Here is a 20,978-nt window from a genome sequence, read left to right on the forward strand (position 1 = left end):
GGTCCTCAGCTTTCCCGCGCGCTGGCGGAACGGTCAAGGTGCGAATGGTTGATCCGGGTCAGGCGCGCGACAACATCGACCAGCAGCGGCAGAGTCCGCGCGACTGGGACCATTGCGGCGGCCATGCCGGGGCGTTCGGCGAGGCCGCGAATCAGCCCGGCAAGACCGATCGGCCGGGCGAGATCGCGGGCGAGCCGATGCTGGAAGGAAATCGCGGCGGCCGCGCCGCCGCCTTCATGGGCCCGCGCGGCGCGGATGCCGCTTGCGATAGCGATGCCCATGCCTTCGCCGGCCAGCGAGGGAATCACACCGGCCTGGTCGCCCAGTCGGAACAGGCCCGCCACGCCCTCGCGGACGCGCCAGCCATAGGGAATGTTGGCGACCGCATCGATCGTCTCGCCGCCGCGGCGCCAGGCGAGCCGTTCGGCCAGCCTCGGCGATTCCGCCGCGATCGAATCGAGCAGCCGCTCGGGGTCGCCCGACTCGGCCAGGCGGGACCGGTGGACCGCCAGGCAGCAATTGGCGCTGCCATCCTCCTGCAGCACGATTCCCATATAGCCGCGGTCGAACAGATGCAGTTCGATCGCGTCGCCGATCAGCCGGTCGAGTGCCGGTGCGGGGGACAGCCGGATGCGCAGGCCCAGGCTCGGATCTCCGCCGCGCGCTTCGGCCGGGCGCGCAAGGCCGCGAATGTCGTGCTTGCCGCTGGCCAGGAACAGTGCGTCCGCCGCGATCGTGCCACCGTCCTGCAGCCGCGCGGTGGTCCCCTCGATTGCCTTGACGGCGATGCCGCGCTCGATGGCCGCGCCGGCGCGTGCCGCCCGGTCGAGCAGCAGCGAGTCGAGATGAAGGCGCGACACCCCGATCGCCGGACGCGGCAGGCGCGCTTCCGCCGTCCGCGCGCCGGCGAACAGCCGGACCCGGGTGACGCGGGCCTGGCCGAGCGCGTCGGGCTCGATCCCCAGGCTGCGCAGCGAGTCGAGCGTCCGCCAGCTGAGGAAACCGCCACACAGCGCGTCGCCGGTTTCGCGGCTGCGCTCAACCAGCAGATGCGGGATGCCCGCGCGGGCAAGCAGGATCGCCGCGCTCGCCCCTGCCGGCCCACCGCCGACGATCAGCGCAGGCGTTCGACGCACAGCCTGAAGGGAAAGGCGCGGTAGATGCGGGCCTCCACCCCAGCCTCGGCAAGGATCGGCGGCCATTCCGACGGCCGATAGGACCGGGCGATCGACAGCGTGCCGTCGAGTCGCACGATCCGGTGCCAGCCCGCGATCCGGGCGAGGATCGGGAAACCCCAATGCGCGAAGCCGTGGCGGTGGAGATCATTGACCAGCCAGCCGCGCCGGGTCTCGCTGTCCATGAAACGGAGAAAGGCGATCAGCTGAGCATGAGTCATGTGATGCGCGACCAGGCTCGAGACAACGAAATCCCAGTTGCCGCCGGCAAGGCCGGCATAGTCGCCGGTGACGTAGTGGATGCCTAGATCGGCGGGCGTATGAGCGGTCGCGGCGAGCGCGCTGCGCGGGTTGAGGTCAACGCCCGTCAGGTCGGCGGCGAGGCCCCGCTTCCGCGCCCAGCGCGCGATCCGGCGGAGCATGTCGCCGTCGCCGAAACCCACATCGAGCAGGCGGAAGGAGGTCATGCCCCGCGTCGCGCGGGTCAGGAAATCGAGTGTCGGGCGCCCGGCCATGGTGACGATATTGACCTTCGCGAGGTCGCCCACGACCTCGGCATAGGTCGCCGGGTCGAGGTCGTCGGCGTCCATCAGCTCCTCGGCGATGGCCCGGGTCGCGAGGCTCATGCCGCGCTCCGGAAGCCGAAACCCTCGGCGGCGAGGCCGGGGCCGAAAGCAAGCGCGACGCCGTCCCTGACCGGCGGACCTGCCAGCAGCCGCGCCAGCACGAACATCAGGGTGGCGGAGGACATGTTGCCATTGTCGGCCAGCACGCCGCGGGAGGCGGCCAATGCTTCCGGCGACAGGCCAAGGCTGTGTTCGACCGCGTCGAGGATCGAGCGTCCGCCGGCATGGACCGCCCAGCCATCGATCTCCCCCGGCGCACGTCCGCCGGTCGCGGCCGAAGCGAAACGGGGATCGGCGAGGCCGGCGGCGATCCGGCCGGGCACTTCGCCCGACAAATGCATCGCAAAGCCGCTGTCGGTCACGTCCCAGCGAATCAGGTCCTGCGAATCGGGCAGGGTGGTGGCGAAGGGCTGGCCAATCATGAAACCCGTCGGTTCAGCGGTGACCATCGCCGCGGCGGCGCCGTCGCCGAATTGCAGCATCGCCAGCAGCGGCTCGACCGCGCTTTCCGCCTGGAGGTGGAGCGTCGAGAGCTCCACGCACAGCACAAGCACCCGCGCGTCGGGCTCGGACCGGACGATGTGACGCGCCGTCCGCAGCGCCGCGACCGCCGCGTAGCAGCCCATGAAGCCGATCAGCAGCCGCTCGGTGGAGGCCGGCAGGCCGATCCGCCGCGCGATGATCTGGTCGACACCGGGCGCGACGAAACCGGTACAGCTGGCGACGACGAAATGCGTGATGCCGGCGATCGGCCGCTGCGCGGCGAGCGCTTCGATCGCGGCGATGCCCAGCGTCGGCGCCTCCTCGGCATAGAGTCGCATGCGCTCGGCGGTGCCGGGCAGATGCGGCTTGGCATAAAAGCCCTCGGCTGAAACCGGCGATCCGCCGCCATTGGTACGCCTCAAGACCGACCAGCGATGCTCGATGCCCGATCGTCCCGCCATGCGCGCAAACAGCTTCGCGGCGCGTTCATCCTCGATCCGGCCCTGCGCCCAGGCGATGAAGGCGTGGTGGATGTCGTGATCGGGGACGGCAGTGCCGATCGCATTCAGATAGGCGGCTTCGGACAAGATCGGCTTTCGAGGAGCGCGAAGGGATCGCGCTTTCAGTTGCACAACGCCACTCTATCGTGGACGATCCGTTGACGCCAAAGCATTATACGAAGGTTCGGGGCCGGCCAAATCGGCCGGGTCGACCATGCCGGAGAACGGGAAAGGGACGGACAAATGTCCGTCCCCGCCGATCAGGGTCTGGCCCTGCAGAAGAAAGTGGTGCGGCCGAGAAGACTCGAACTTCCACGGGCTTTCGCCCACAACGACCTCAACGTTGCGCGTCTACCAGTTCCGCCACGGCCGCACGTGAAACACCGCCGGACAAGCCCCGGCAGCTGGTAGGGGAGCGCCCCTAGCAAGGCATTGCGGCAATGGCAACTGCTCTATCCCGCACAGCGTTCGATCGCTAGCAGGGCGCGATGCCCGGCTCGCCCCTCTCCTATCCGATCGGTGACGAAACGCGGCGAATCCTCGGCCTTGCCTGGCCGGTGATGCTGACCAGCCTCAACTGGACGATCCTCCACGTCACCGATGTGGTCGTGGTCGGGCTGGTCGGCACGGAAGAAGTCGCGGCCCTGGGCGCGAGCCGGTCGCTGACTTTCGTCGCGATCGTCGCCGGGCTCGCGGCCTTGTCCGGGGTGCTGGTCCACGCCTCGCGCGCTGACGGCGCGGGCGATCTCAGGCGCACCGGCGCGGTGCTGCGCGAGGGCCTGTTGCTCGCGCTGGTGCTGGGCAGCCTGGCCGGGCTGGCGCTGTTGCTCTTTGCCGCGCCGATGCTGGCTGGCATGGGGGTGGCGGATGCGCTGGTCCCCCGGGCGGCGCGCGTCGTCCAGGTGATGGCGCTTTGCTTTCCGTTCCAGCTGATCATCGTCGCGGCCAGCTTCTTCCTCGAAGGGGTCAGCCGTCCGCGCCGGGTGACGACGGTCAATCTCGCGATTCTCCCGCTCAATGCCGTACTCGCCTGGGCGCTGTCCGGCGGTCATCTCGGGCTGCCGGCGCTGGGCGCGGTCGGGGCGGCGGCGGCGACCGCGATCGCCTCGGCGATCGGCGCCTTCGGCATGATCGGCGCTGCCTGGACCTTGCCGCGGGCGACGCTGCGCGGCGTGCACGACCTCTCCCTCGCGGCATGGCGGGGCGTCCCCGCCGGCGCGGTACGGCTGGCGGCGTTCGGGGTGGTGCCGGCGATCGCGTCGGGGCTCGAGCTGGCGGGCTTTTCGATCCTGATCGCGCTGTCCACCCGGCTCGGCGATGCGGCGGCCCATGCCTTCCAGATCGTGTTCGCGATCCACAACGTCACCTTCTCTGTCGCGCTCGGCCTGGGATCGGCGACGGGCGTGCGAGTCGGCAATGCGGTCGGCGAGGGCGTGCCGCGCCAGGCCCTGCCGCGCACGGTGATCGCCGCGTCGATCGCGGCGCTGCTCACCGCGCTGCTCGCCCTGCTGCTGGTGATCGGGCGCGCCGGTGTCGTCGCGTTGTTCCCGGCGACGGGCGAGGTGCACATGCTGGCGCTGGCGATGGTGCCCTTATGGGCGCCGTTCATCCTGTTCGACGGGGTGCAGGTGGTGTTTGTCTATGCGCTGCGCTCGCTCGGCGACCAGGTCGTGGCCGGGGCCAACAGCATCATCGCCTTCTTCCTGGTGACGGGCGGGGCGGGCTGGGGGTTGATCCATCTCGGATGGGGCCTGACCGGGCTGGTCTATGCGTCGGGCATCGGCATGGTGGCGGCGACCTTGCTCCACGGCGGTCGCTTCGCCCTGGTCAGTTGGCGGATTCGCCGGAAAAGCTCAGCACCAGCTGCTTCGAATTGACCGGCACGTCGAGCTTCGCGCTGTTGAACTCGACCGAGCCGTGCGGGGCCAGCGACATCGTTTCCGGCCGGATGACCCAGCTATAGACCAGCCGTTTCTGGGCGTCCTTCAGCTCCACCCGGATATCGGGGACGCGCTGGCGCTGGTCCGTCGGGTTCACCACCTTGCCGCTGATCGCGAACATCTCGCTGCCATTGGCGAGGTGGCGGCGGTCGATCGGATTGTTGACGATCCTGAGCGGCGTTTCCGGGGTGACGATCGGCAGGCCGAATTGCTGGGCGATCCCCGGTGCGCCGAGATAGAGGATCGCGGCGGCCCCCGCCAGGATCGCCAGACCCGCCACGAGGGCGGCCAGTATCCAGCGCTGCGCGCTGCTGCGGCGCCGGGTGAAGGGCGGCTGGTGCGCGAAGGCATCATAGTCGGGCGCGGTGCCCGGCGGCGCGATGTCGACGTCCGGTTGAATGGGGGCGTGAACGGCGGGTTGAACGGGCGGCACGGCGGCAGCGGCGCGGGCCGGGCCGCCGGGGGCGAGGCGCGGCGCCGGCGCGTCGGCCGCTTCGGCGCGCGCGACCAGATCGAGCACCTGGCCCGGCTGGAACCAGCTATGCTTGCAGCTCGCGCATCGCACGGTCCGGCCTTCGGCACCGATCGCTGAATCGGGGACCATGTAGCGGGAATGGCATTGAGTGCATTCGAGGATCATCTTGGCCGCTTCCGGCGCTGCGGACGGCGCCGCGCCTGTCCCGAATCTAAGCACGCACCAGCGCGTCGTGGCAAGCCTTTCGGGCGAGGGCGCTCATGCCCATGCTTGTGGCGCGCGCCCGGAACGTGCGATGGCGGGGCCGGGGCATCAGTCATGAAGCGAGCGTTGCGCCGGTAATGGCGAATATCGTCCAGTTCGAAAATGTTGGGCTGCGCTACGGCACCGGCCAGGAGACGTTGTCCGACGTCAGCTTCACGCTGTCGACCGGCGCCTTCTATTTTCTCACCGGCACGAGCGGCGCCGGCAAGACCTCGCTGTTGAAGCTGCTCTACCTCTCGCAACGCCCGACCCGGGGGATGATCCGGCTGTTTGGCGAGGACGCGGTGACCCTGCCGCGCAAGCGGCTGCCGGGTTTCCGGCGGCGGATCGGGGTGGTGTTCCAGGACTTCCGGCTCGTCCCGCACCTCTCGGCCTATGACAATATCGCGCTTCCCCTGCGCGTCTCCGGCGTGCCCGAAAGCGATATCGACGCGCCGGTGCGCGAGATGCTCGCCTGGGTCGGCCTGTCCGACCGGGTCAAGGCCAGGCCGCAGACCCTGTCGGGCGGCGAGCAGCAGCGCGTGGCGATCGCCAGGGCCGTGATCGGCCGGCCCGAGATACTCGTCGCCGACGAGCCGACCGGCAATGTCGATCCGGACATGGCGGAACGCCTGCTCCACCTGTTCGACTCACTCAATCGTCTCGGCACCACGGTGGTCGTCGCGACGCATGATTTCCATCTGCTCAGCCGCATCCCCAATGCGCATATGATGCGGCTCGACAAGGGGCGTCTGCTCGATCCCACCGGATCGCTGCGCTTCCCGCCCCCGGCGGAGCCCGCATGAGCGTCCGGCTGATCTCCTCCTCCGCCGATCGCCGCCTGCTCGACGCGCGCCGGGGCACGCGCGCGATGATGTGGATCATGGCGATCATGCTGTTCCTCACCGTGCTGGCTGCCGCGCTGGGGCTCGGCACGCTGAGCGCCGCGAAGGGGCTCGACCGGCAGCTCGCCGGGCGGCTGACGGTGCAGATCGTCGAGCCGGGCGACCGCGCCCGCGACGATCAGACGGCAAGGGCGCTGGCGGCGTTGCGCCGCCTGCCCGACGTGGCGCGCGCCGTCGAGGTGAGCCGCGTCGAGCTGTCGCGATTGCTCGGTCCCTGGCTCGGGCCGGACGGGGCCGATCCCGATCTGCCGATGCCGGCGATGATCGATGTCGACCTCCGCGCCGCCAGCGATGCCGCCACTGCCCGGGTGACGAGCGCGGTGCGCGCGGTCGCGCCGGCGGCCCGGGTCGACCGGCACGAACGCTGGATGTCGCCGGTCAGCGATGTCATGACCATGGTCACCTGGCTTGCCGTCGGGCTGGTCATGCTGATCGCCGCCGCCACTGCGGCCGTCGTCATCCTCGCGGCGCGCGCCGGGCTGGAGACGCATCGCGACACGATCGAGGTGCTGCATATGCTGGGGTCGACCGACGCACAGGTCGCGCGCCTGTTCCAGCAGCGGATCGCGCTCGACACGTTGCTCGGCGGCGCATTCGGGACGCTGGTCGCCGCGGGGATCGTGCTGCTGGTCGGGATGCAGCTGGCGGCGTTGGGATCGGACCTGCTGGGGGAGATGCAGCTGTCGACGAGCGACTGGTTCCTGCTCGCCATGCTGCCGCTCGCCTTTGCCCTGCTCGCGGCCCAGGCGGCGCGGCTCGCGGTGCTCGGCGCGCTGAGGCGGATCCTGTGATCATCCGCACCCTGGGCGTGCTGGCGCTGCTCTGGGCACTGGGCTTCGGGCTGTTCCTGCTCGCCATGCCCAAACCGCTCGACCATGCGAAGACCGATGCCATCGTGGTCCCGACTGGCGGCGCGGGACGGATCGATCGTGGCATCGTGCTGCTCAAGGCCCATGCCGCGAAACGCATGCTGGTGACCGGCGTCGCGCCCGAAGTGCGGCCGGTCGAGCTCGCCCACGAATATCGTGAGGCGCCGTCGCTGTTCGCCTGCTGCATCGATCTCGGGCGCGAAGCGGTCGACACGCGGTCCAATGCCGAGGAGACGGCGGCCTGGGTGAAGCGGCATGGATATAAATCGGTGCGGCTGGTCACCTCGGACTGGCACCTCGCCCGGGCACGGCTGGAACTGACCAACGCGCTGGACGGCGACGTCGTGGTGCTGGGGGACGGCGTACCGAGCCACCCGCGCTTCGGCCTGCTGGTCGCCGAATACAACAAGCTGCTGCTTCGGGGCGTGGCGCTCTGGCTGGGGATCGGGACATGAGCTGGCTTCGCACGATCCTGTTCATGATCGTCTTTTACGGCCTTTCGGTGCCGATCGTGCTGCTGACCCCGATCACCGCGTTGTTCGGCCGCGAGGCGCTGATCGTCCACACCCATTTGTGGACGAAGCTCCATGGCTGGGCGACCGAGCATATCCTGGGCATCCACCGCCGGGTGGAAGGCACCATGTTCGCGTCCGGTCCGGTCATCTATGCCGCCAAGCACCAGGCGATGTACGAAACGCTCGAGCTGGGCCGCCTGCTGCGCACGCCCGCGATCGTGATGAAGCAGGAACTGGCCTCGATTCCGGTCTGGGGCTGGGCGGCGCGGCGTTACGGCGTCATCGTCGTCGATCGCGAGGCATCGGCGGGCGCGCTCCGGCGGATGGTGCGCGAGGGCCAGGCCGAGCTGGCGCTGGGGCGCTCGATCCTGATCTTTCCCGAGGGCACCCGCGTGCCGCCGGGCGAGCAGCCGCCGCTGCGGGCGGGTTTTGCCGGCCTGTACCAGATGCTCAAGATACCCGTGATTCCGGTCGCGATCGACAGCGGCAAGGTCTGGCCCAAGCACGGCCCCAAGCTGCCCGGCGTGGTGACCTTCCGCTTCGGCGAGCCGATTCCGCCGGGGTTGCCCCGCGCCGAGGCCGAGCGCCGGGTGCACGAGGCGATCAACGCGCTCGACAGATAGGATCAGTCGTGGGTGCGGCCGAAATCGGGCGCGGGGTCGTCCTGGCCCTGCTCGATGATACCGCGCCGGATCGCCCGGGTCCTGGTGAACAGGTCGAACAGCTCGTCGCCCTTGCCCCAGCGGATCGCGCGCTGCAGCGCCGACAGGTCCTCGGAAAAGCGCTGGAGCATGTCGAGCACCGCCTCGCGATTGGCGAGGAACACGTCGCGCCACATCGTCGGGTCGGACGCGGCGATGCGGGTGAAGTCGCGAAAACCGCCGGCCGAATATTTGATCACTTCGCTGCGGGTGACCTCTTCCATGTCGGAAGCGGTGCCGACGATGGTGTAGGCGATAAGGTGCGGCAAATGGCTGGTGATGGCGAGCACGCGGTCGTGATGGCCGGGCTCCATCGTCTCCACCTCCGCGCCCAGCCGTCGCCAGAATTCGCTGACGCGCTCGACCGCGACCGGATCGGCGCCCTCGGGCGGGGTGACAATGCACCATCTTTTGTGGAACAGGGTGGCGAACCCGGCTTCGGGCCCGCTGCGCTCCGTGCCCGCGACGGGGTGCGCCGGAACGACCGTCGCGCCGGGCAGCGCCTCGGCCAGGGCGCGGACGACATCCTCCTTGCACGATCCGACATCGCTGACGACGGCATCGGCGGGCAGGTCGGCGGCGATCTCCCTGCCCACCGCGCCCATCGCCCCGACCGGCACGCACAGGATGACCAGGTCGGCATCGATCACTGACGCGCCGGCGGTGTCGGTGATGTCGTCGAACAGCTGGAGCCGGTCGGCGATCGCGCGCACCTCGCCATCGGCATCATGGCCGGTCAGCCGCACCGTCGGCATCTGGGCGCGCACGGCGCGCGCGATCGAGGAACCGATCAGGCCGATGCCGATGATGGTGACGCGGGCGAAGGGAAGCATGGGCGTCCGCATGGCTCATGGCTTGCGCCAACGCAAGCTGACGCTCGATCGCGTATCTGTTACGGAGGCGACGAAGCGAGGGGATGATCATGCGGGGCAGCACGGTTTTCTGGCAGGCACTGGAATCGGCGCGCCGGATGAATCTGGCGGCGGCGGGGGAGAAACCGCCGGTCGAGGGCGCGCCGGGCATGAGCCGGCGCGCGCTGCTCAAGGCGATCGGCGCGGCCGGCCTGGTCGCCGCGGTACCACGCCCGCTTCGCGCCGCGCCCATCCATGGGCCGGTCGCGATCATCGGCGGCGGTATCGCCGGGCTGACGGCCCTGTGGCATCTCGCCGAGGCCGGCGTCGACGCACGCCTTTATGAGGCACGCCCGCGCCTCGGTGGGCGCATGTTCACGCACCGTCCGGCGGACGGCGTGCCGATGGAGATCGGCGGCCAGCTGGTCAACACCGACCATGACGACATGCACAAGCTGGCCAAGGCGTTCGGCATCGGCCTGATCGACCGCAAGGCCGAGGCGCACCGCACCATCGTGCTCGCCAACGGCGCCGTGCTGTCGACGGCGGTACTCGCCGAGGCGTTGCGCCCCATCGCGGCGCAGATCGCGCTGGATTCGGCTCGGCTCGACAAGGATTATGACCGGACGGCGCGCGAACTCGACCGCCTCTCGATCGCCGGATATCTCGACCAGCATGCCGAAAAATTGCCGGTGCCCTGGGTCCGACAGCTGATGGAGGCGACCAGCCGCACCGAATATGGCGTGGAGCCGGGCCAGGCTTCGGCGATCGAGCTGGTGTTCAACCTGCCGACCGTGGATGGCGAACAGGTCGATGTGCTCAGCCATAGCGACGAGCGCTATCTGATCGAGGGCGGCAGTGGTGCGCTGATCGCGGCGATGCAGGCGAAGCTCGCCAGCCGCATCGAGAACGGCAAAAGGCTGTTGCGGATCGACGCGCAGGGCGCCGGGGCGCGCCTGACCTTCCTCGACGGCACCGCCGCCAGCGCCGGGGCCGTGATCGTCGCGGTGCCGGCGCCGCTGATGCGCCAGATCGATTTCCACGTGCCGCTGCCGCCGCTGTGGCGCCGGTTCATCGCCGAGGTGGAGCTGGGCCATAACGAGAAGGTCCAGGCGGTCATGACGTCGCGCCCCTGGGAGGGGCCGATGGGGCGCGGCGGCGAACTGTGGCAGACCGACGCCTCGGCCGGTGCGGCGCTCGGCTGGGACGGCGGCATTCGCCCGGCAGCCGATGCCGGCAGCGTGTGGACCTGGTTCCTCGGTGGCGACGAAGTCAGCGCGGCCGATGCGATGGACCCCGGCCAGCTCGCCCGGCGCTTCGCCACGATGGCGGAAGGAGGCGTTCCCGGCTTCGGCGCGGCGATGAGCGGCGTGGTGCGGCGTACCGGCTGGCACCGTGATCCGCTGACGCTCGGCGCCTATGTCAATTTCCGGCCGGGCCAGCTCACCCGTTTCGGGGAACTGATCTGGGTCGAGGGCGAAAGCGGGCCGAGGCACCATGCGCTGTCCGGCCGGCTCCAGTTCGCCGGCGAGCATCTGTCGGATGCCTATCCGGGCTATATGAACGGTGGCGCGCAGACCGGCCGGATGGCGGCCCAGGCGATCATGGCCGCGCAGCACGCCTGAACAGCAGAGCCTGAACGCCAAAGCTTGAATGGTGCCGCGTCGCGGCCTAACGCACTTCCTCCGTTCGCCCTGAGCTTGTCGAAGGGCTGTTCTTCTATTCGACGCAGGAAAAGCAGTGCTTCGACAAGCTCAGCACGAACGGGTCGGGGAATTGGCCGTCGGTTTGCGGAAATCAGATGACGGCTGATCAACGTTTCGGTCTGGATCGCCATGTCACCCTGCCCGGGCCGTTGAAGCTCGATGGCGGCGCGCTGCTGTCGCCGGTCGATATCGCGTACGAGACCTATGGCACGCTCGACGCGGACGGCGGCAACGCGATCCTGATCTGTCACGCGCTGACCGGTGACCAGAATGTCGCGAGCAACCATCCGATCACGGGCAAGGCCGGCTGGTGGACCCGGCTGGTAGGGCCGGGAAAGCCGGTCGACCCCGATCGTCATTTCATCATCTGCAGCAATGTGCTCGGCGGCTGCACTGGCTCCTCGGGACCGGCGACGGTCAATCCGGCGACCGGCAAGCCCTGGGGGATGAGCTTCCCGGTCATCACCATCCGCGACATGGTGCGCGCGCAGGCGATGCTGCTCGACCATCTCGGCGTCGACAGCCTGGCGGCCGTAATCGGCGGATCGATGGGCGGCATGCAGGCGCTGAGCTGGTCGGCGACCTTCCCCGAGCGGGTGAAGGCAGCGATCGTCATTGCCTCGGCGGCACGCCATACGGCGCAGAATATCGCCTTTCACGAAGTCGGTCGCCAGGCGGTGATGGCCGATCCGAACTGGCGCGGCGGCGACTATTACGAGAATGGCGATCCTCCCGCAGCCGGGCTCGCCGTCGCGCGCATGGCCGCGCACATCACCTATCTGTCGGAAGCCGGGCTGACCGAGAAATTCGGCCGCCGCCTGCAAACGCGCAGCGCCAAGAGCTTCGGCTTCGACGCCGATTTCCAGGTGGAAAGCTATTTGCGGCACCAGGGGATCAGCTTCGTCGACCGGTTCGACGCCAATTCCTATCTCTATATAACCCGCGCGACCGACTATTTCGATCTCGCGGAGGAACATGGCGGCCTGCTCGCCAATGCCTTTCGCGCGAGCACGGCGCGCTTCTGCCTGATCAGCTTCGACACCGACTGGCTCTACCCCACGGCCGAATCGCGGTCGATCGTCCACGCGCTCAACGCGGCGGGCGCGCCGGTCAGTTTCGTCGAACTCAACAGCCCGTTCGGGCATGACGCCTTCCTGCTCGATTCGCCCGGCATGAACCGGGTGATCGACGGCTTCCTGAGGGCGGGCGCATGACGACATTCCGCCTGTCGACCGATCGCGCCGAGATGCAGGCGGACGCGATCCATGCCTATCTCGTCACGAGCTATTGGGCCGCCGGCATTCCGCGTGACGTGGTGGAACGGGCGATCCGCGGCTCCTTCTGCATCGGTGCCTTCGACGGCGACGCGCAGATCGGCTTCGCGCGCGTTGTCAGCGACGGGGCGACCTTCGCGTACCTCGCCGATGTCTATGTGCTCGAACCCTATCGCGGCCAGGGTATCGCGCGCGCGATGGCGGCGGCGCTTCAGGCGCTGCCCGATCTTCAGGGGCTGCGGCGCTGGCTTCTCGCCACGCGCGACGCGCATGGCGTGTACGAGACGCTCGGCTGGGAGCGGGTGACCGATACGGCGCTGTTCATGCAGCGCCATCGTCCCGACGTGTATGGGGCAACGACATGAGTCCGCGCTTCGATCCTTCTTTCCCTCTCCCCCTGTGGGAGAGGGAAGGGGCCTACGCCGAAGGCGTGGGAAGGGTGAGGGGGACACTCGCGAGCGTCTCGAACCTCATTCCCCCTCATCCGGCGCTTCGCGCCACCTTCTCCCACAAGGGGAGAAGGAAGAAATGAGCCTCCGTCCCGATCTCGCGATCATCGCCGACAATGTCGCGCCGGGCAGCCGCATTCTGGATGTCGGCTGCGGTGATGGGGCATTGATGGCCGCGTTGCGCGATGGAAAAGGCGTCGACGCGCGCGGGCTCGAGCTCGATGCGGGCAATGTCGCGGCGGCGGTCTCGCGCGGACTGTCGGTGATCCAGGGCGACGCGGATTCGGACCTGGCGGGCTATCCCGAGGCCAGCTTCGACTATGCCATCCTCAGCCAGACGTTGCAGACGACGCGGCGCCCGGACGTGGTTCTCGATCATCTGCTCCGGATCGGTCGGCGAGCCTTTGTGTCCTTCCCCAATTTCGCGCACTGGCGCGGGCGCACCTCGCTGATGTGGGGCGGGCGGATGCCGGTGACCCGGCTGCTGCCCGAACAATGGTACGACACGCCCAATATCCACCATGTCACGATCGACGATTTCCGCGCCTTCGTGAAAGGCCGCGGCATCACGGTCGAGGGGGCGTGGTTCCTGTCGGGCGACAAGCGCACGACCTCGGCGGCGGCCAATTTCTTCGCCGAACATGCGGTATTTCTGCTGAAGAATTGATTTCGATCAGGAACTCTTCAGTGCCGTCAGGTGTTCGCGGCAGGAAACCTTAGAGGAATCCATGCCGACTACCGCCCTTATCGTTGAAGACGAGATCTTTGTGGCGCTCGATCTCGAGCGAATCCTCACGGATGCCGGCTATCATGTGAAGGCGATCGCGGCCGACCGCAGCGGCGCGATCGAGGCGGCCGACGACTGTCATTTCGCCCTGGTCGACGTGAACCTGCGCGACGGCCCGACCGGGCCCGATCTCGCCGCCACGCTGGCGCGGGATTACGGCGTGAAGGTGATTTTCGTGACCGCCAACCCGGCCCAGATCGGCGCGGGCGAAGGCGCGCTCGGCTATATCCGCAAGCCCTTTTCGGAGGCGGCGATCCTGGCCGCCGCGGCGATGGCCAGCGCCGGCACGCCGCATGGCGCGGCGGCCAATGACGATCTGGTGCTGCTGGACCGCGACATCAGCGGCGGCTGAACGCGCGCGCCGGCACCTTTATCGTCACCACCAGGCCCTCCGGCCGCCAGTCGCGGTCGATCGTGCCCCCCAGCTGCCGTACCGCGCTCATTTCCATCAGCTGCGATCCGAAACCCGTCATCCCGTCGGGTGACGTCACCGCAGGCCCGCCGCTTTCCCTCCAGCGCAGGACCACGCCCGCCTCCCCGGTCGCGATGTCGAGGAAGATTCGGCCGGTGTCGTTGACCAGCGCGCCATATTTGGTCGCGTTGGTCGCGAGTTCATGGAACAGCAGGGCGAGCGGTGTCGTCGAACGATCGTCGATCTCCACATCGCTGCCGCTGATGACGATGCGTTTCTGATTGGCCGACTGATAGGGACGAAAAAGCTCGCCCAGCAGGCCATGCAGGCTGTCCTGCGCTACCGCCGGCCGTGACTTCGCGCTGTGCGGCCGGACGAAATCATGCGCCCGGCCGAGCGCGGTGATCCGCGCACGCAGATCCTCGGCAATACTCGCCAGTTCGGGCTTGGTCCGCGCGGCGAAGCCGACCAGCCCGGCGATCACGGCGAAGATGTTCTTGATACGGTGGCTCAGCTCCTGCGCGATCACTTCGCGCTCCTCGCTGGCTTCCTTCTGCTCATGGATATCGGTGCAGGTGCCGAACCAGCGCACGATCGCATCCGATTCGTCGCGTAGCGGCAAGGCGCGGCCGAGCGTCCAGCGATAGTCGCCATCGGCGCGGCGCAGACGATATTCGATCTGATAGGGATCGCCCGTCGCGAGCGAATGACGCCAGGACTCCCAGGCGCGGGGCTGGTCTTCGGGGTGGAACATGCCGTTCCACTGCTCGCCGTCGGTCGACCCTTCGGGCATGCCGGTAAACTCGTACCAGCGTGCATTGTAATAATCGTGATAGCCGTCGGGCAATGTCGACCAGACCATTTGCGGCATGGCATCGGCGAGCACGCGGAAACGGTGTTCGCTTTCGTTGAGCGCGCGGCTGGCGGCGCTCTCGCTGGCGCGCCAGGCCGCGGCGTCGCGACTGTCGCGCAGACGCGCCATCACCGCGTCGGCCAGGGTGGCGAGCCCCTGATGCTGCAATGACGTCAGTCCGTCACGGGGGTTGGTGTCGATCACGCACAGCGCGCCGAGCGGTACGCCGTCATCCGAGAGCAGCGGCACGCCGGCATAGAACCGGATGAACGGCGCGCCGATGACCTGCGGATTGTCGGCGAAGCGGGGATCGCGCGTCGCGTCGGGCACCACCATGATGCCCCGCGCCCGCATTGTGACGGTGCAGAAACTCGTCTCGGGCGGGCCTTCGGGCGCGTCATAGCCGGTGCGGGCGATGAAATGCTGGCGGTGCCGGTCGACCAGATTGACCAGGGCGACCGGCGCCGCGCACAGCGCCGCGGCGAAATCGGTGATCCGCTTCAGCTCCTCGCTGTCGCGCAGCGATTCGATGTCATGCGCGGCGATCGCGCTGTCGCGCACCGTCTCGTCGATCGTCCCGGTGGATGGTGCGGCCGACCGGGCCGATGGTGTCTCGCTCATGAACCGATGAACGCGCGAAACGCTCAGAAGGGCACGTCGTCGTCGAGATCGTCCGCAAAGCTGCTGCTGCCGCGATTGGCGGGCGCGCCGCCGCCACGGCTCGCGCCGCCTCCATAGCCGCCCGACGATCCGCCGCCGAAATCGTCATTGCCGCCGAAATCGTCGCGCTGGCCGCCACCATAGCCGCCGCCGCCCGAACCGCCGCCGCCACCGGGCGCGCCGTCGAGCATGGTCAGCACGGAGTTGAAGCCCTGCAGCACGATTTCGGTCGAATATTTGTCCTGGCCCTGGGCGTCCTGCCACTTACGGGTCTGCAGCGCGCCTTCGATATAGACCTTGCTGCCCTTGCGCAGATAGCGTTCGGCGACGTTCGCCAGACCTTCGTTGAAGATCGCGACCGAATGCCATTCGGTCTTTTCCTTGCGCTCGCCGGTGTTCTTGTCCTTCCAGGTATCGGACGTGGCGATGCGCAGGTTCACCACCTTGCCGCCGTTCTGGAAGGAGCGGCTCTCGGGGTCGCGCCCCAGATTGCCGACGAGAATGACCTTGTTGACGCTGCCCGCCATATGCTTCTTCCTACAAACCGAGTCCGATAGCGGCCCAATAGGTCGCCCCTGCAGCGATGTAGGCGAGCGCGAACAAATAGCCAACCATGAACGCCGGCCATTTCCAGCCATTGGTCTCGCGTCGGGTAACCGCGATGGTCGAGATGCACTGCGGCGCGAAGACGAACCACATCAGGAAGGCGAGCGCCGTCGGCAGGCTCCAGCGGCCGCGCAGGCGATCCGCCAGCCTGGTCTTGCCCGCCACATCCTCGGGATTGTCGATCGAATAGACCGTGGCGATCGCGCTGACCGCTGCCTCGCGCGCCGCCATGGCGGGCAGCAGGGCGAGCGCGATGTCGTGATTGAAGCCGATCGGTTTCACCACCACTTCGATGCCCGAGGCGATGCGCCCGGCGATCGAATAATCGCTCTGCCTCTGTCCCGCCGGGGCGACCGGATAGCTCGCCAGCGCCCAGAGCAGCACCACCGTCAGCGCGATGGTGGTGCCGGCGCGCTTCAGGAAGATGAGTGCCCGGCTCCACAGGCCGATCAGCACGTCGCCCAGCCGCGGCCATTGATATTTCGGCATCTCCATCATGAAGCCGGACGAGGCGCCCTGGGTCACCGTCCGCCGCAGCACCAGCGCGGCGACGAACGCCCCGACGATGCCGAGCACATACAGGCCGAACATCACCAGCCCCTGCAGCCCGACGAACGGCAGCACCTGGGTGTTGGGAATCAGCGCGCCGATGATCAGCGTATAGACCGGTAGCCGTGCCGAGCAGGTCATCAGCGGCGCGATCAATATGGTGGTCAGCCGGTCCTTCTCGTCGTCGATCGTGCGGGTCGCCATGATGCCGGGCACGGCGCAGGCGAAGCTCGACAGCAAGGGGATGAACGCACGGCCGGACAGGCCGACATGCGCCATCAGCCGGTCCATCAGGAAGGCGGCGCGGACCATATAGCCCGATGCCTCGAGCACCAGGATGAAGGTGAACAGGATCAGGATCTGCGGCAGGAACACCACCACCGCGCCCACGCCGGCGATCAGCCCGTCGACGACGAGGGAGCGCAGAAAGCCGGCCGGCAGCTCGCTGCTCGCCAGCGTCGAGAGCCAGGCCATGCCCGATTCGATCCACCCGATCGGCGCCTGGGACCAGGCGAATACCGACTGGAACATGACGAACAACAGGCCGAGCAGCAGGATCGGCCCGATCACCGGGTGAAGCGCGATCGCGTCGAGCGCATGGCCCCAGCGCCGGGTCGGGGTTTCGGACACCGTCGCCGCCACCGCGATGGTGCGGGCGCGGCGCTGCAGGGTGACGATGTCCTCCTGCATGCGCCCGTCGCCTGCGCGCAGCGGCGTGGCCGCGCCGTGCACCAGGATGTCGCCCAGCCGCGCCTTTAGGTCCTCCAGCCCGCGGCGCCGGACCGCGACGGTCGGCACCACCGGCACGCCCAGCTCGCGCGACAGCCGTTCGGGATCGAGGATCAGCCCGTCGCGCTCGGCCAGGTCGAACATGTTGAGCGCGACCACCACCGGCAACCCGAGCGCGATCAGCTGGAGCGTGAAGCGCAGATGATTGTCGAGATTGGCGGCATCCACCACCACCACCAGCGCATCCGGCAGCCGCTCGCCCTCCTGCGTGCCGGTCACCACGTCGCGCGTGACGCGTTCGTCGGGGCTCGAGGGGTCGAGGCTATAGGCGCCGGGCAGGTCGACCAGCTCGACCGGGCGGCCGTCGGGCAGGGCGAGGCGGCCCGAATGCCGCTCTACCGTCACGCCGGGATAATTGCCGACCTTCTGGCGTGCGCCGGTCAGCGCGTTGAACAGGGCACTCTTGCCGGCATTGGGATTGCCGACCAGCGCCACCAATGGCGCAGCGTTCATGGGATGCTCAATCTAGCCGGCGATGGGGGAAACATGGATCGCGCCCGCCACGGCGCGGCGGAGCGCAACGGTCATCCGGCCGATGCGACAGGCGATCGGGCCCTTGCCCAGGGTCGCGCGGTGCAGCACCTCGACGCCGACGCCTTCATCGAAGCCAAGCTCGCGCAGGCGCCGTGCCTCGGGCACGCTCAACTCTGTCCAGGCGATCGCGGCGACGGTCGCGCGTTGCCGATGCGGCAATGATTCGAGGCTGAGGGGCGTTGACACCAGTCCGCAATAAGGCCGTTGCGATTGATTATCAATAACCAGTCGCGCGATTCACACGACCGGGTAACGGAGGCGTCCGATGAAGCGCGACAGGCTCGGCCGGTGCTCGGTGCGCGCCAGGAAACCGGCCTTGGCCTTTTCGAAGCGCATGATCCCCTCGATCCGCCGGCCGAGAAAGGCGCGGGTATCGGCCCAGCCGTCGCTGTCGTCGTCGAGGAACACGGTCAGGGTCGCGGCGTAGACGCCGGCCAGGATGGTGCGCTTGGTATAGTGATTATAGTCGGTCGCGGTATCGCCCGCCGCCCGCCACATCAGGTCGGACGCGCGCCAGCCCAGCGTCGCGCCGCGCACGAGATTCTGCGGCATGACGAGGATCGCCAGCGCCCGGCGCAATGCTTCGCGATTCGGCGCGGCCTCGGCGAGGCGCGCCTCGATCAGCGCGGTGATCTTCGCGCGGATCTTCATCGTCGCGAGGCGTTCGGGCGGCAGTGCGGCGGCCATCGCCGCGTCGATATGGGCGAACCAGGCGTCGATCATGTCGACCGCGCCGCCGGGAAAGGCGACCTTCGCCACGTCACGGTCGACCCCGGCCGACTCCGCGGCGGCGTCGCGGGCGGCGTCGTTCCAGCCGTCGAACGCGGCATTGGCCGCGATCAGCGGCGCCAGCGCCGCGCGAATCTCGTCGAGCGTCGGGTCCTCGGGCAGGGCAGCCATCATGCGTCTCCTCGCTCCCTATCTAGACCCGGCTTCTGCCGGCGCAAGCGCCGCCGGCCTGTCGCGCACCAGCACCAGCGCGACCGCGACCAGCACCGCCCCGACCAGGTCGGGCAGGCCGAGCCGCTCCTGATAGACGACCCAGCCGACCGTGGCAGCGACGGCGGGCTGCACCAGCAGCGCGATGCCGACGATCAGCGGCGACATCCTGCCCAGCGCATAGATCAGCAGCCCCTGCCCCAGCACCTGGCTGACCAGCGCCATCGCGATCAGCGGTGCCCAGTCGTGCGGCCAGATGCGCTCGCCCATGGCCAGCGCGATGGCCAGCAGCGGCAGGATGCTGGCGCCCGTCGCCAGGCCCAGGGCCGGCAATGACGCCATGCCGTCGCGGATACGCAGCATGAAGACCAGATAGACGGTGTAGAGCAGGCCGGCGAACAGGCAGAGCAGGTCGCCGACCAGATTCCTCGGATCGAGCTGATAGGATCGTCCCATCAGCAGCGCCGCGCCGATCGTCGCAAGGGCGAGCGCGATCCCCTGCATCCGGGTCGGCAGCGCGCGTGCCGCGAGAAAGCCATAGACCGGGAAGAACAGCGTCGCGGAATTGCCGAACAGGGTCGCATTGGCTAGGGTCGTCTTGAGGATGCCGATATGCCAGGCGCCGAGATCGGCGGCGAAGCAGATTCCGGCCAGCACGAACAACAGGCCCAGCCCCCTGCCGATGCGGTGCGGCCGCCAGCCGCCCGCGACGGCGGCGGCGAGCAGGATCGGCGTCGCCAGCGTGATGCGCCAGAAGGCCGAGGCGACCGGCCCGGTATCCGCCATGCGCACGAACCACGAGCCGAAGGCGAGCATGATGTTCGCCGCGATCAACGCGGCAAACGCCAGCCGCGGAGAGCCCGGACTTTGCGCTGCGACAGTTTTTCTTGGAGAGGCGGGCTGGTGCATGCGGCCCCTTAGCGTTCTATGTCTGGCGCGTCAGGTAGCAAAAGGAAACTCAGTTTCATGCCCAGCCTCTTCGATTCGATTCAGCTCGGCGCGATCCACGCGCCCAACCGCGTGCTGATGGCCCCGCTCACTCGCGGCCGCTCGACCCGCGAGCATGTGCCGCAGCCGCTGATGGGCGAATACTACGCCCAGCGCGCCGGTGCGGGGCTGATCATTTCCGAAGCGACCGGCATTTCGCGCCAGGGCCTTGGCTGGCCCTTCGCGCCGGGCCTGTGGACCGACGAGCAGACCGAAGCCTGGAAGCCGGTCGTCGCCCAGGTCCATGCCGCGGGCGGGCGGATCGTCGCCCAGCTCTGGCACATGGGCCGCATCGTCCATTCGAGCCTGATCGGCGCGCAGCCGGTCTCCGCTTCGGCGACGACCGGGCCGGGCCAGGCGCATACTTATGACGGCAAGCAGGATTATGAGGAGGCGCGGCCGCTCCGGCTCGACGAATTCCCCGGCCTGCTCGACGATTACGAGCGCGCAACGCGCAACGCGCTGGTGGCGGGCTTCGACGGCGTGCAGATCCACGCCGCGAACGGCTATCTGATCGACCAGTTCCTGCGCGACAATTCCAACTTCCGCGACGATCATTATGGCGGCCATCCCGAAAATCGCGTGCGCCTGCTGCGCGAAGTGACCGAGCGTGTCGCCAGCATCGCCGGGGCCGACCGCACGGGCGTGCGCCTCTCGCCCAACGGCAATTCGCAGGGCGCGAAGGACAGCAATCCGGAAGCCGTGTTCGTGCCCGCCGCGAAGATGCTGTCCGAGATCGGGATCGCCTTCCTCGAACTGCGCGAGCCCGGGCCCGACGGCACGTTCGGCCGGTCGGACCAGCCCAAGCTCTCGCCCGAGATCCGCCAGGCCTTTTCCGGTCCGCTGGTGCTCAACTCGGATTATCTCGGCGAGGATGCGCAGGCAGCGCTCGATTCGGGCGTGGCGGATGCGATCAGCTTCGGCCGCACCTTCCTCGCCAATCCAGACCTGCCGGTCCGTCTGCAAAAAGGCGCGCCGCTCAATCCGGACAATATGGCGACGTGGTACAGCCAGGGGTCCGAGGGCTATACCGACTATCCGGCGCTCGAGGACGTTGCGGCGGAGTAAAATTCCCTCCGTTCGTGCTGAGCTTGTCGAAGCACCGCTCTTCCTTCCGACGGTGGAGAGAAGAGCAGCCCTTCGACAGGCT

The 20,978-nt window shown here is 68.5% G+C and carries 22 protein-coding genes and 1 tRNA gene; 11 read left to right on the forward strand and 12 right to left on the reverse strand.

The window, feature by feature from the left end; genetic code table 11:
* Positions 1 to 5 precede the first annotated feature (5 nt).
* From ACZ1I2_RS02475 to ACZ1I2_RS02490, 4 genes are all read right to left on the reverse strand, one after another.
* Complete coding sequence (locus ACZ1I2_RS02475) at positions 6 to 1,136, reverse strand: NAD(P)/FAD-dependent oxidoreductase (protein WP_465175243.1); 1,131 nt, start codon at positions 1,134 to 1,136, stop codon at positions 6 to 8.
* Positions 1,115 to 1,801 (reverse strand): methyltransferase domain-containing protein, encoded by a 687-nt coding sequence (locus ACZ1I2_RS02480; protein ID WP_465171180.1) that lies wholly within the window; start codon positions 1,799 to 1,801, stop codon positions 1,115 to 1,117. The genes ACZ1I2_RS02475 and ACZ1I2_RS02480 overlap by 22 nt, the downstream gene beginning before the upstream one ends.
* On the reverse strand, positions 1,798 to 2,874 hold the full coding sequence (locus tag ACZ1I2_RS02485) for a type III polyketide synthase (RefSeq protein ID WP_465174018.1): 1,077 nt from the start codon (positions 2,872 to 2,874) through the stop codon (positions 1,798 to 1,800). Before ACZ1I2_RS02485 ends, ACZ1I2_RS02480 begins: the two co-directional genes overlap by 4 nt.
* A 196-nt stretch (positions 2,875 to 3,070) precedes the next feature.
* Positions 3,071 to 3,157 (reverse strand) — tRNA-Leu (locus ACZ1I2_RS02490).
* Positions 3,158 to 3,272: 115 nt separating this feature from the next.
* Between ACZ1I2_RS02490 and ACZ1I2_RS02495 the strand changes: the two genes are divergently transcribed.
* A complete protein-coding gene (locus tag ACZ1I2_RS02495; protein WP_465171179.1) occupies positions 3,273 to 4,661 on the forward strand; it encodes an MATE family efflux transporter in 1,389 nt (462 codons plus the stop codon).
* On the opposite strand, the gene ACZ1I2_RS02500 is transcribed toward ACZ1I2_RS02495, so the two are convergent.
* Positions 4,612 to 5,328, reverse strand: coding sequence for an MJ0042-type zinc finger domain-containing protein (locus tag ACZ1I2_RS02500; RefSeq protein ID WP_465181567.1), 717 nt, complete (start codon positions 5,326 to 5,328; stop codon positions 4,612 to 4,614). The genes ACZ1I2_RS02495 and ACZ1I2_RS02500 overlap by 50 nt on opposite strands.
* Before the next feature lie 212 nt (positions 5,329 to 5,540).
* Here ACZ1I2_RS02500 and ftsE point away from each other — a divergent pair, with 212 nt between their 5' ends.
* Genes ftsE through ACZ1I2_RS02520 form a run of 4 tightly spaced genes read left to right on the forward strand, consistent with a single transcriptional unit; the run spans position 5,541 to position 8,354 of the window.
* A complete protein-coding gene (gene ftsE / locus ACZ1I2_RS02505) occupies positions 5,541 to 6,248 on the forward strand; it encodes a cell division ATP-binding protein FtsE (protein WP_465175241.1) in 708 nt (235 codons plus the stop codon).
* A complete protein-coding gene (locus ACZ1I2_RS02510; RefSeq protein WP_465175240.1) occupies positions 6,245 to 7,138 on the forward strand; it encodes a cell division protein FtsX in 894 nt (297 codons plus the stop codon). Before ftsE ends, ACZ1I2_RS02510 begins: the two co-directional genes overlap by 4 nt.
* A complete protein-coding gene (locus tag ACZ1I2_RS02515; RefSeq protein WP_465175239.1) occupies positions 7,135 to 7,671 on the forward strand; it encodes a YdcF family protein in 537 nt (178 codons plus the stop codon). The genes ACZ1I2_RS02510 and ACZ1I2_RS02515 overlap by 4 nt, the downstream gene beginning before the upstream one ends.
* A complete protein-coding gene (locus ACZ1I2_RS02520; RefSeq protein ID WP_465171174.1) occupies positions 7,668 to 8,354 on the forward strand; it encodes a lysophospholipid acyltransferase family protein in 687 nt (228 codons plus the stop codon). Before ACZ1I2_RS02515 ends, ACZ1I2_RS02520 begins: the two co-directional genes overlap by 4 nt.
* 2 nt (positions 8,355 to 8,356) lie before the next feature.
* Here the strand turns inward: ACZ1I2_RS02520 and ACZ1I2_RS02525 are convergent, their stop codons facing one another.
* On the reverse strand, positions 8,357 to 9,265 hold the full coding sequence (locus tag ACZ1I2_RS02525; protein ID WP_465174017.1) for a prephenate/arogenate dehydrogenase family protein: 909 nt from the start codon (positions 9,263 to 9,265) through the stop codon (positions 8,357 to 8,359).
* Positions 9,266 to 9,354: 89 nt separating this feature from the next.
* Between ACZ1I2_RS02525 and ACZ1I2_RS02530 the strand changes: the two genes are divergently transcribed.
* The 5 genes from ACZ1I2_RS02530 to ACZ1I2_RS02550 all read left to right on the forward strand — a co-directional run bounded on the left by ACZ1I2_RS02530 (position 9,355) and on the right by ACZ1I2_RS02550 (position 13,851).
* On the forward strand, positions 9,355 to 10,908 hold the full coding sequence (locus tag ACZ1I2_RS02530) for a flavin monoamine oxidase family protein (RefSeq protein WP_465171173.1): 1,554 nt from the start codon (positions 9,355 to 9,357) through the stop codon (positions 10,906 to 10,908).
* A 176-nt stretch (positions 10,909 to 11,084) separates the two neighbouring features.
* On the forward strand, positions 11,085 to 12,203 hold the full coding sequence (gene metX / locus ACZ1I2_RS02535; protein WP_465171172.1) for a homoserine O-acetyltransferase MetX: 1,119 nt from the start codon (positions 11,085 to 11,087) through the stop codon (positions 12,201 to 12,203).
* The gene (locus tag ACZ1I2_RS02540; protein ID WP_465171171.1) at positions 12,200 to 12,628 is read left to right on the forward strand and encodes a GNAT family N-acetyltransferase; all 429 of its coding nucleotides are present in this window, start codon (positions 12,200 to 12,202) and stop codon (positions 12,626 to 12,628) included. The genes metX and ACZ1I2_RS02540 overlap by 4 nt, the downstream gene beginning before the upstream one ends.
* A 163-nt stretch (positions 12,629 to 12,791) precedes the next feature.
* Positions 12,792 to 13,379, forward strand: coding sequence for a methionine biosynthesis protein MetW (gene metW / locus ACZ1I2_RS02545; RefSeq protein ID WP_465175238.1), 588 nt, complete (start codon positions 12,792 to 12,794; stop codon positions 13,377 to 13,379).
* Positions 13,380 to 13,440: 61 nt separating this feature from the next.
* Complete coding sequence (locus ACZ1I2_RS02550) at positions 13,441 to 13,851, forward strand: response regulator (RefSeq protein WP_465171169.1); 411 nt, start codon at positions 13,441 to 13,443, stop codon at positions 13,849 to 13,851.
* On the opposite strand, the gene ACZ1I2_RS02555 is transcribed toward ACZ1I2_RS02550, so the two are convergent.
* The 6 genes from ACZ1I2_RS02555 to ACZ1I2_RS02580 are packed head-to-tail and all read right to left on the reverse strand — an operon-like array spanning position 13,838 to position 19,750.
* Positions 13,838 to 15,385, reverse strand: coding sequence for a sensor histidine kinase (locus tag ACZ1I2_RS02555; protein ID WP_465171168.1), 1,548 nt, complete (start codon positions 15,383 to 15,385; stop codon positions 13,838 to 13,840). The genes ACZ1I2_RS02550 and ACZ1I2_RS02555 overlap by 14 nt on opposite strands.
* Positions 15,386 to 15,408: 23 nt before the next feature.
* Positions 15,409 to 15,951: a single-stranded DNA-binding protein gene (gene ssb / locus ACZ1I2_RS02560; protein ID WP_465171167.1), complete on the reverse strand. Its 543-nt coding sequence runs from the start codon at positions 15,949 to 15,951 to the stop codon at positions 15,409 to 15,411.
* Positions 15,952 to 15,961: 10 nt separating this feature from the next.
* Entirely contained in the window at positions 15,962 to 17,821 is a 1,860-nt protein-coding gene (feoB, locus tag ACZ1I2_RS02565) for a ferrous iron transporter B (protein ID WP_465175237.1), read from the reverse strand.
* A gap of 12 nt (positions 17,822 to 17,833) precedes the next feature.
* Complete coding sequence (locus ACZ1I2_RS02570) at positions 17,834 to 18,088, reverse strand: FeoA family protein (RefSeq protein ID WP_465171165.1); 255 nt, start codon at positions 18,086 to 18,088, stop codon at positions 17,834 to 17,836.
* 51 nt (positions 18,089 to 18,139) lie between these two features.
* Positions 18,140 to 18,805: a COQ9 family protein gene (locus ACZ1I2_RS02575; protein ID WP_465181568.1), complete on the reverse strand. Its 666-nt coding sequence runs from the start codon at positions 18,803 to 18,805 to the stop codon at positions 18,140 to 18,142.
* Positions 18,806 to 18,820: 15 nt separating this feature from the next.
* Complete coding sequence (locus tag ACZ1I2_RS02580) at positions 18,821 to 19,750, reverse strand: DMT family transporter (protein ID WP_465175235.1); 930 nt, start codon at positions 19,748 to 19,750, stop codon at positions 18,821 to 18,823.
* A 57-nt stretch (positions 19,751 to 19,807) separates the two neighbouring features.
* On the opposite strand from ACZ1I2_RS02580, the gene ACZ1I2_RS02585 reads away from it, so the two are divergent.
* On the forward strand, positions 19,808 to 20,896 hold the full coding sequence (locus ACZ1I2_RS02585; protein WP_465175234.1) for an alkene reductase: 1,089 nt from the start codon (positions 19,808 to 19,810) through the stop codon (positions 20,894 to 20,896).
* Positions 20,897 to 20,978 lie beyond the last annotated feature (82 nt).

It is taken from the genome of Sphingomonas sp. BL-S-29 (assembly GCF_055521495.1).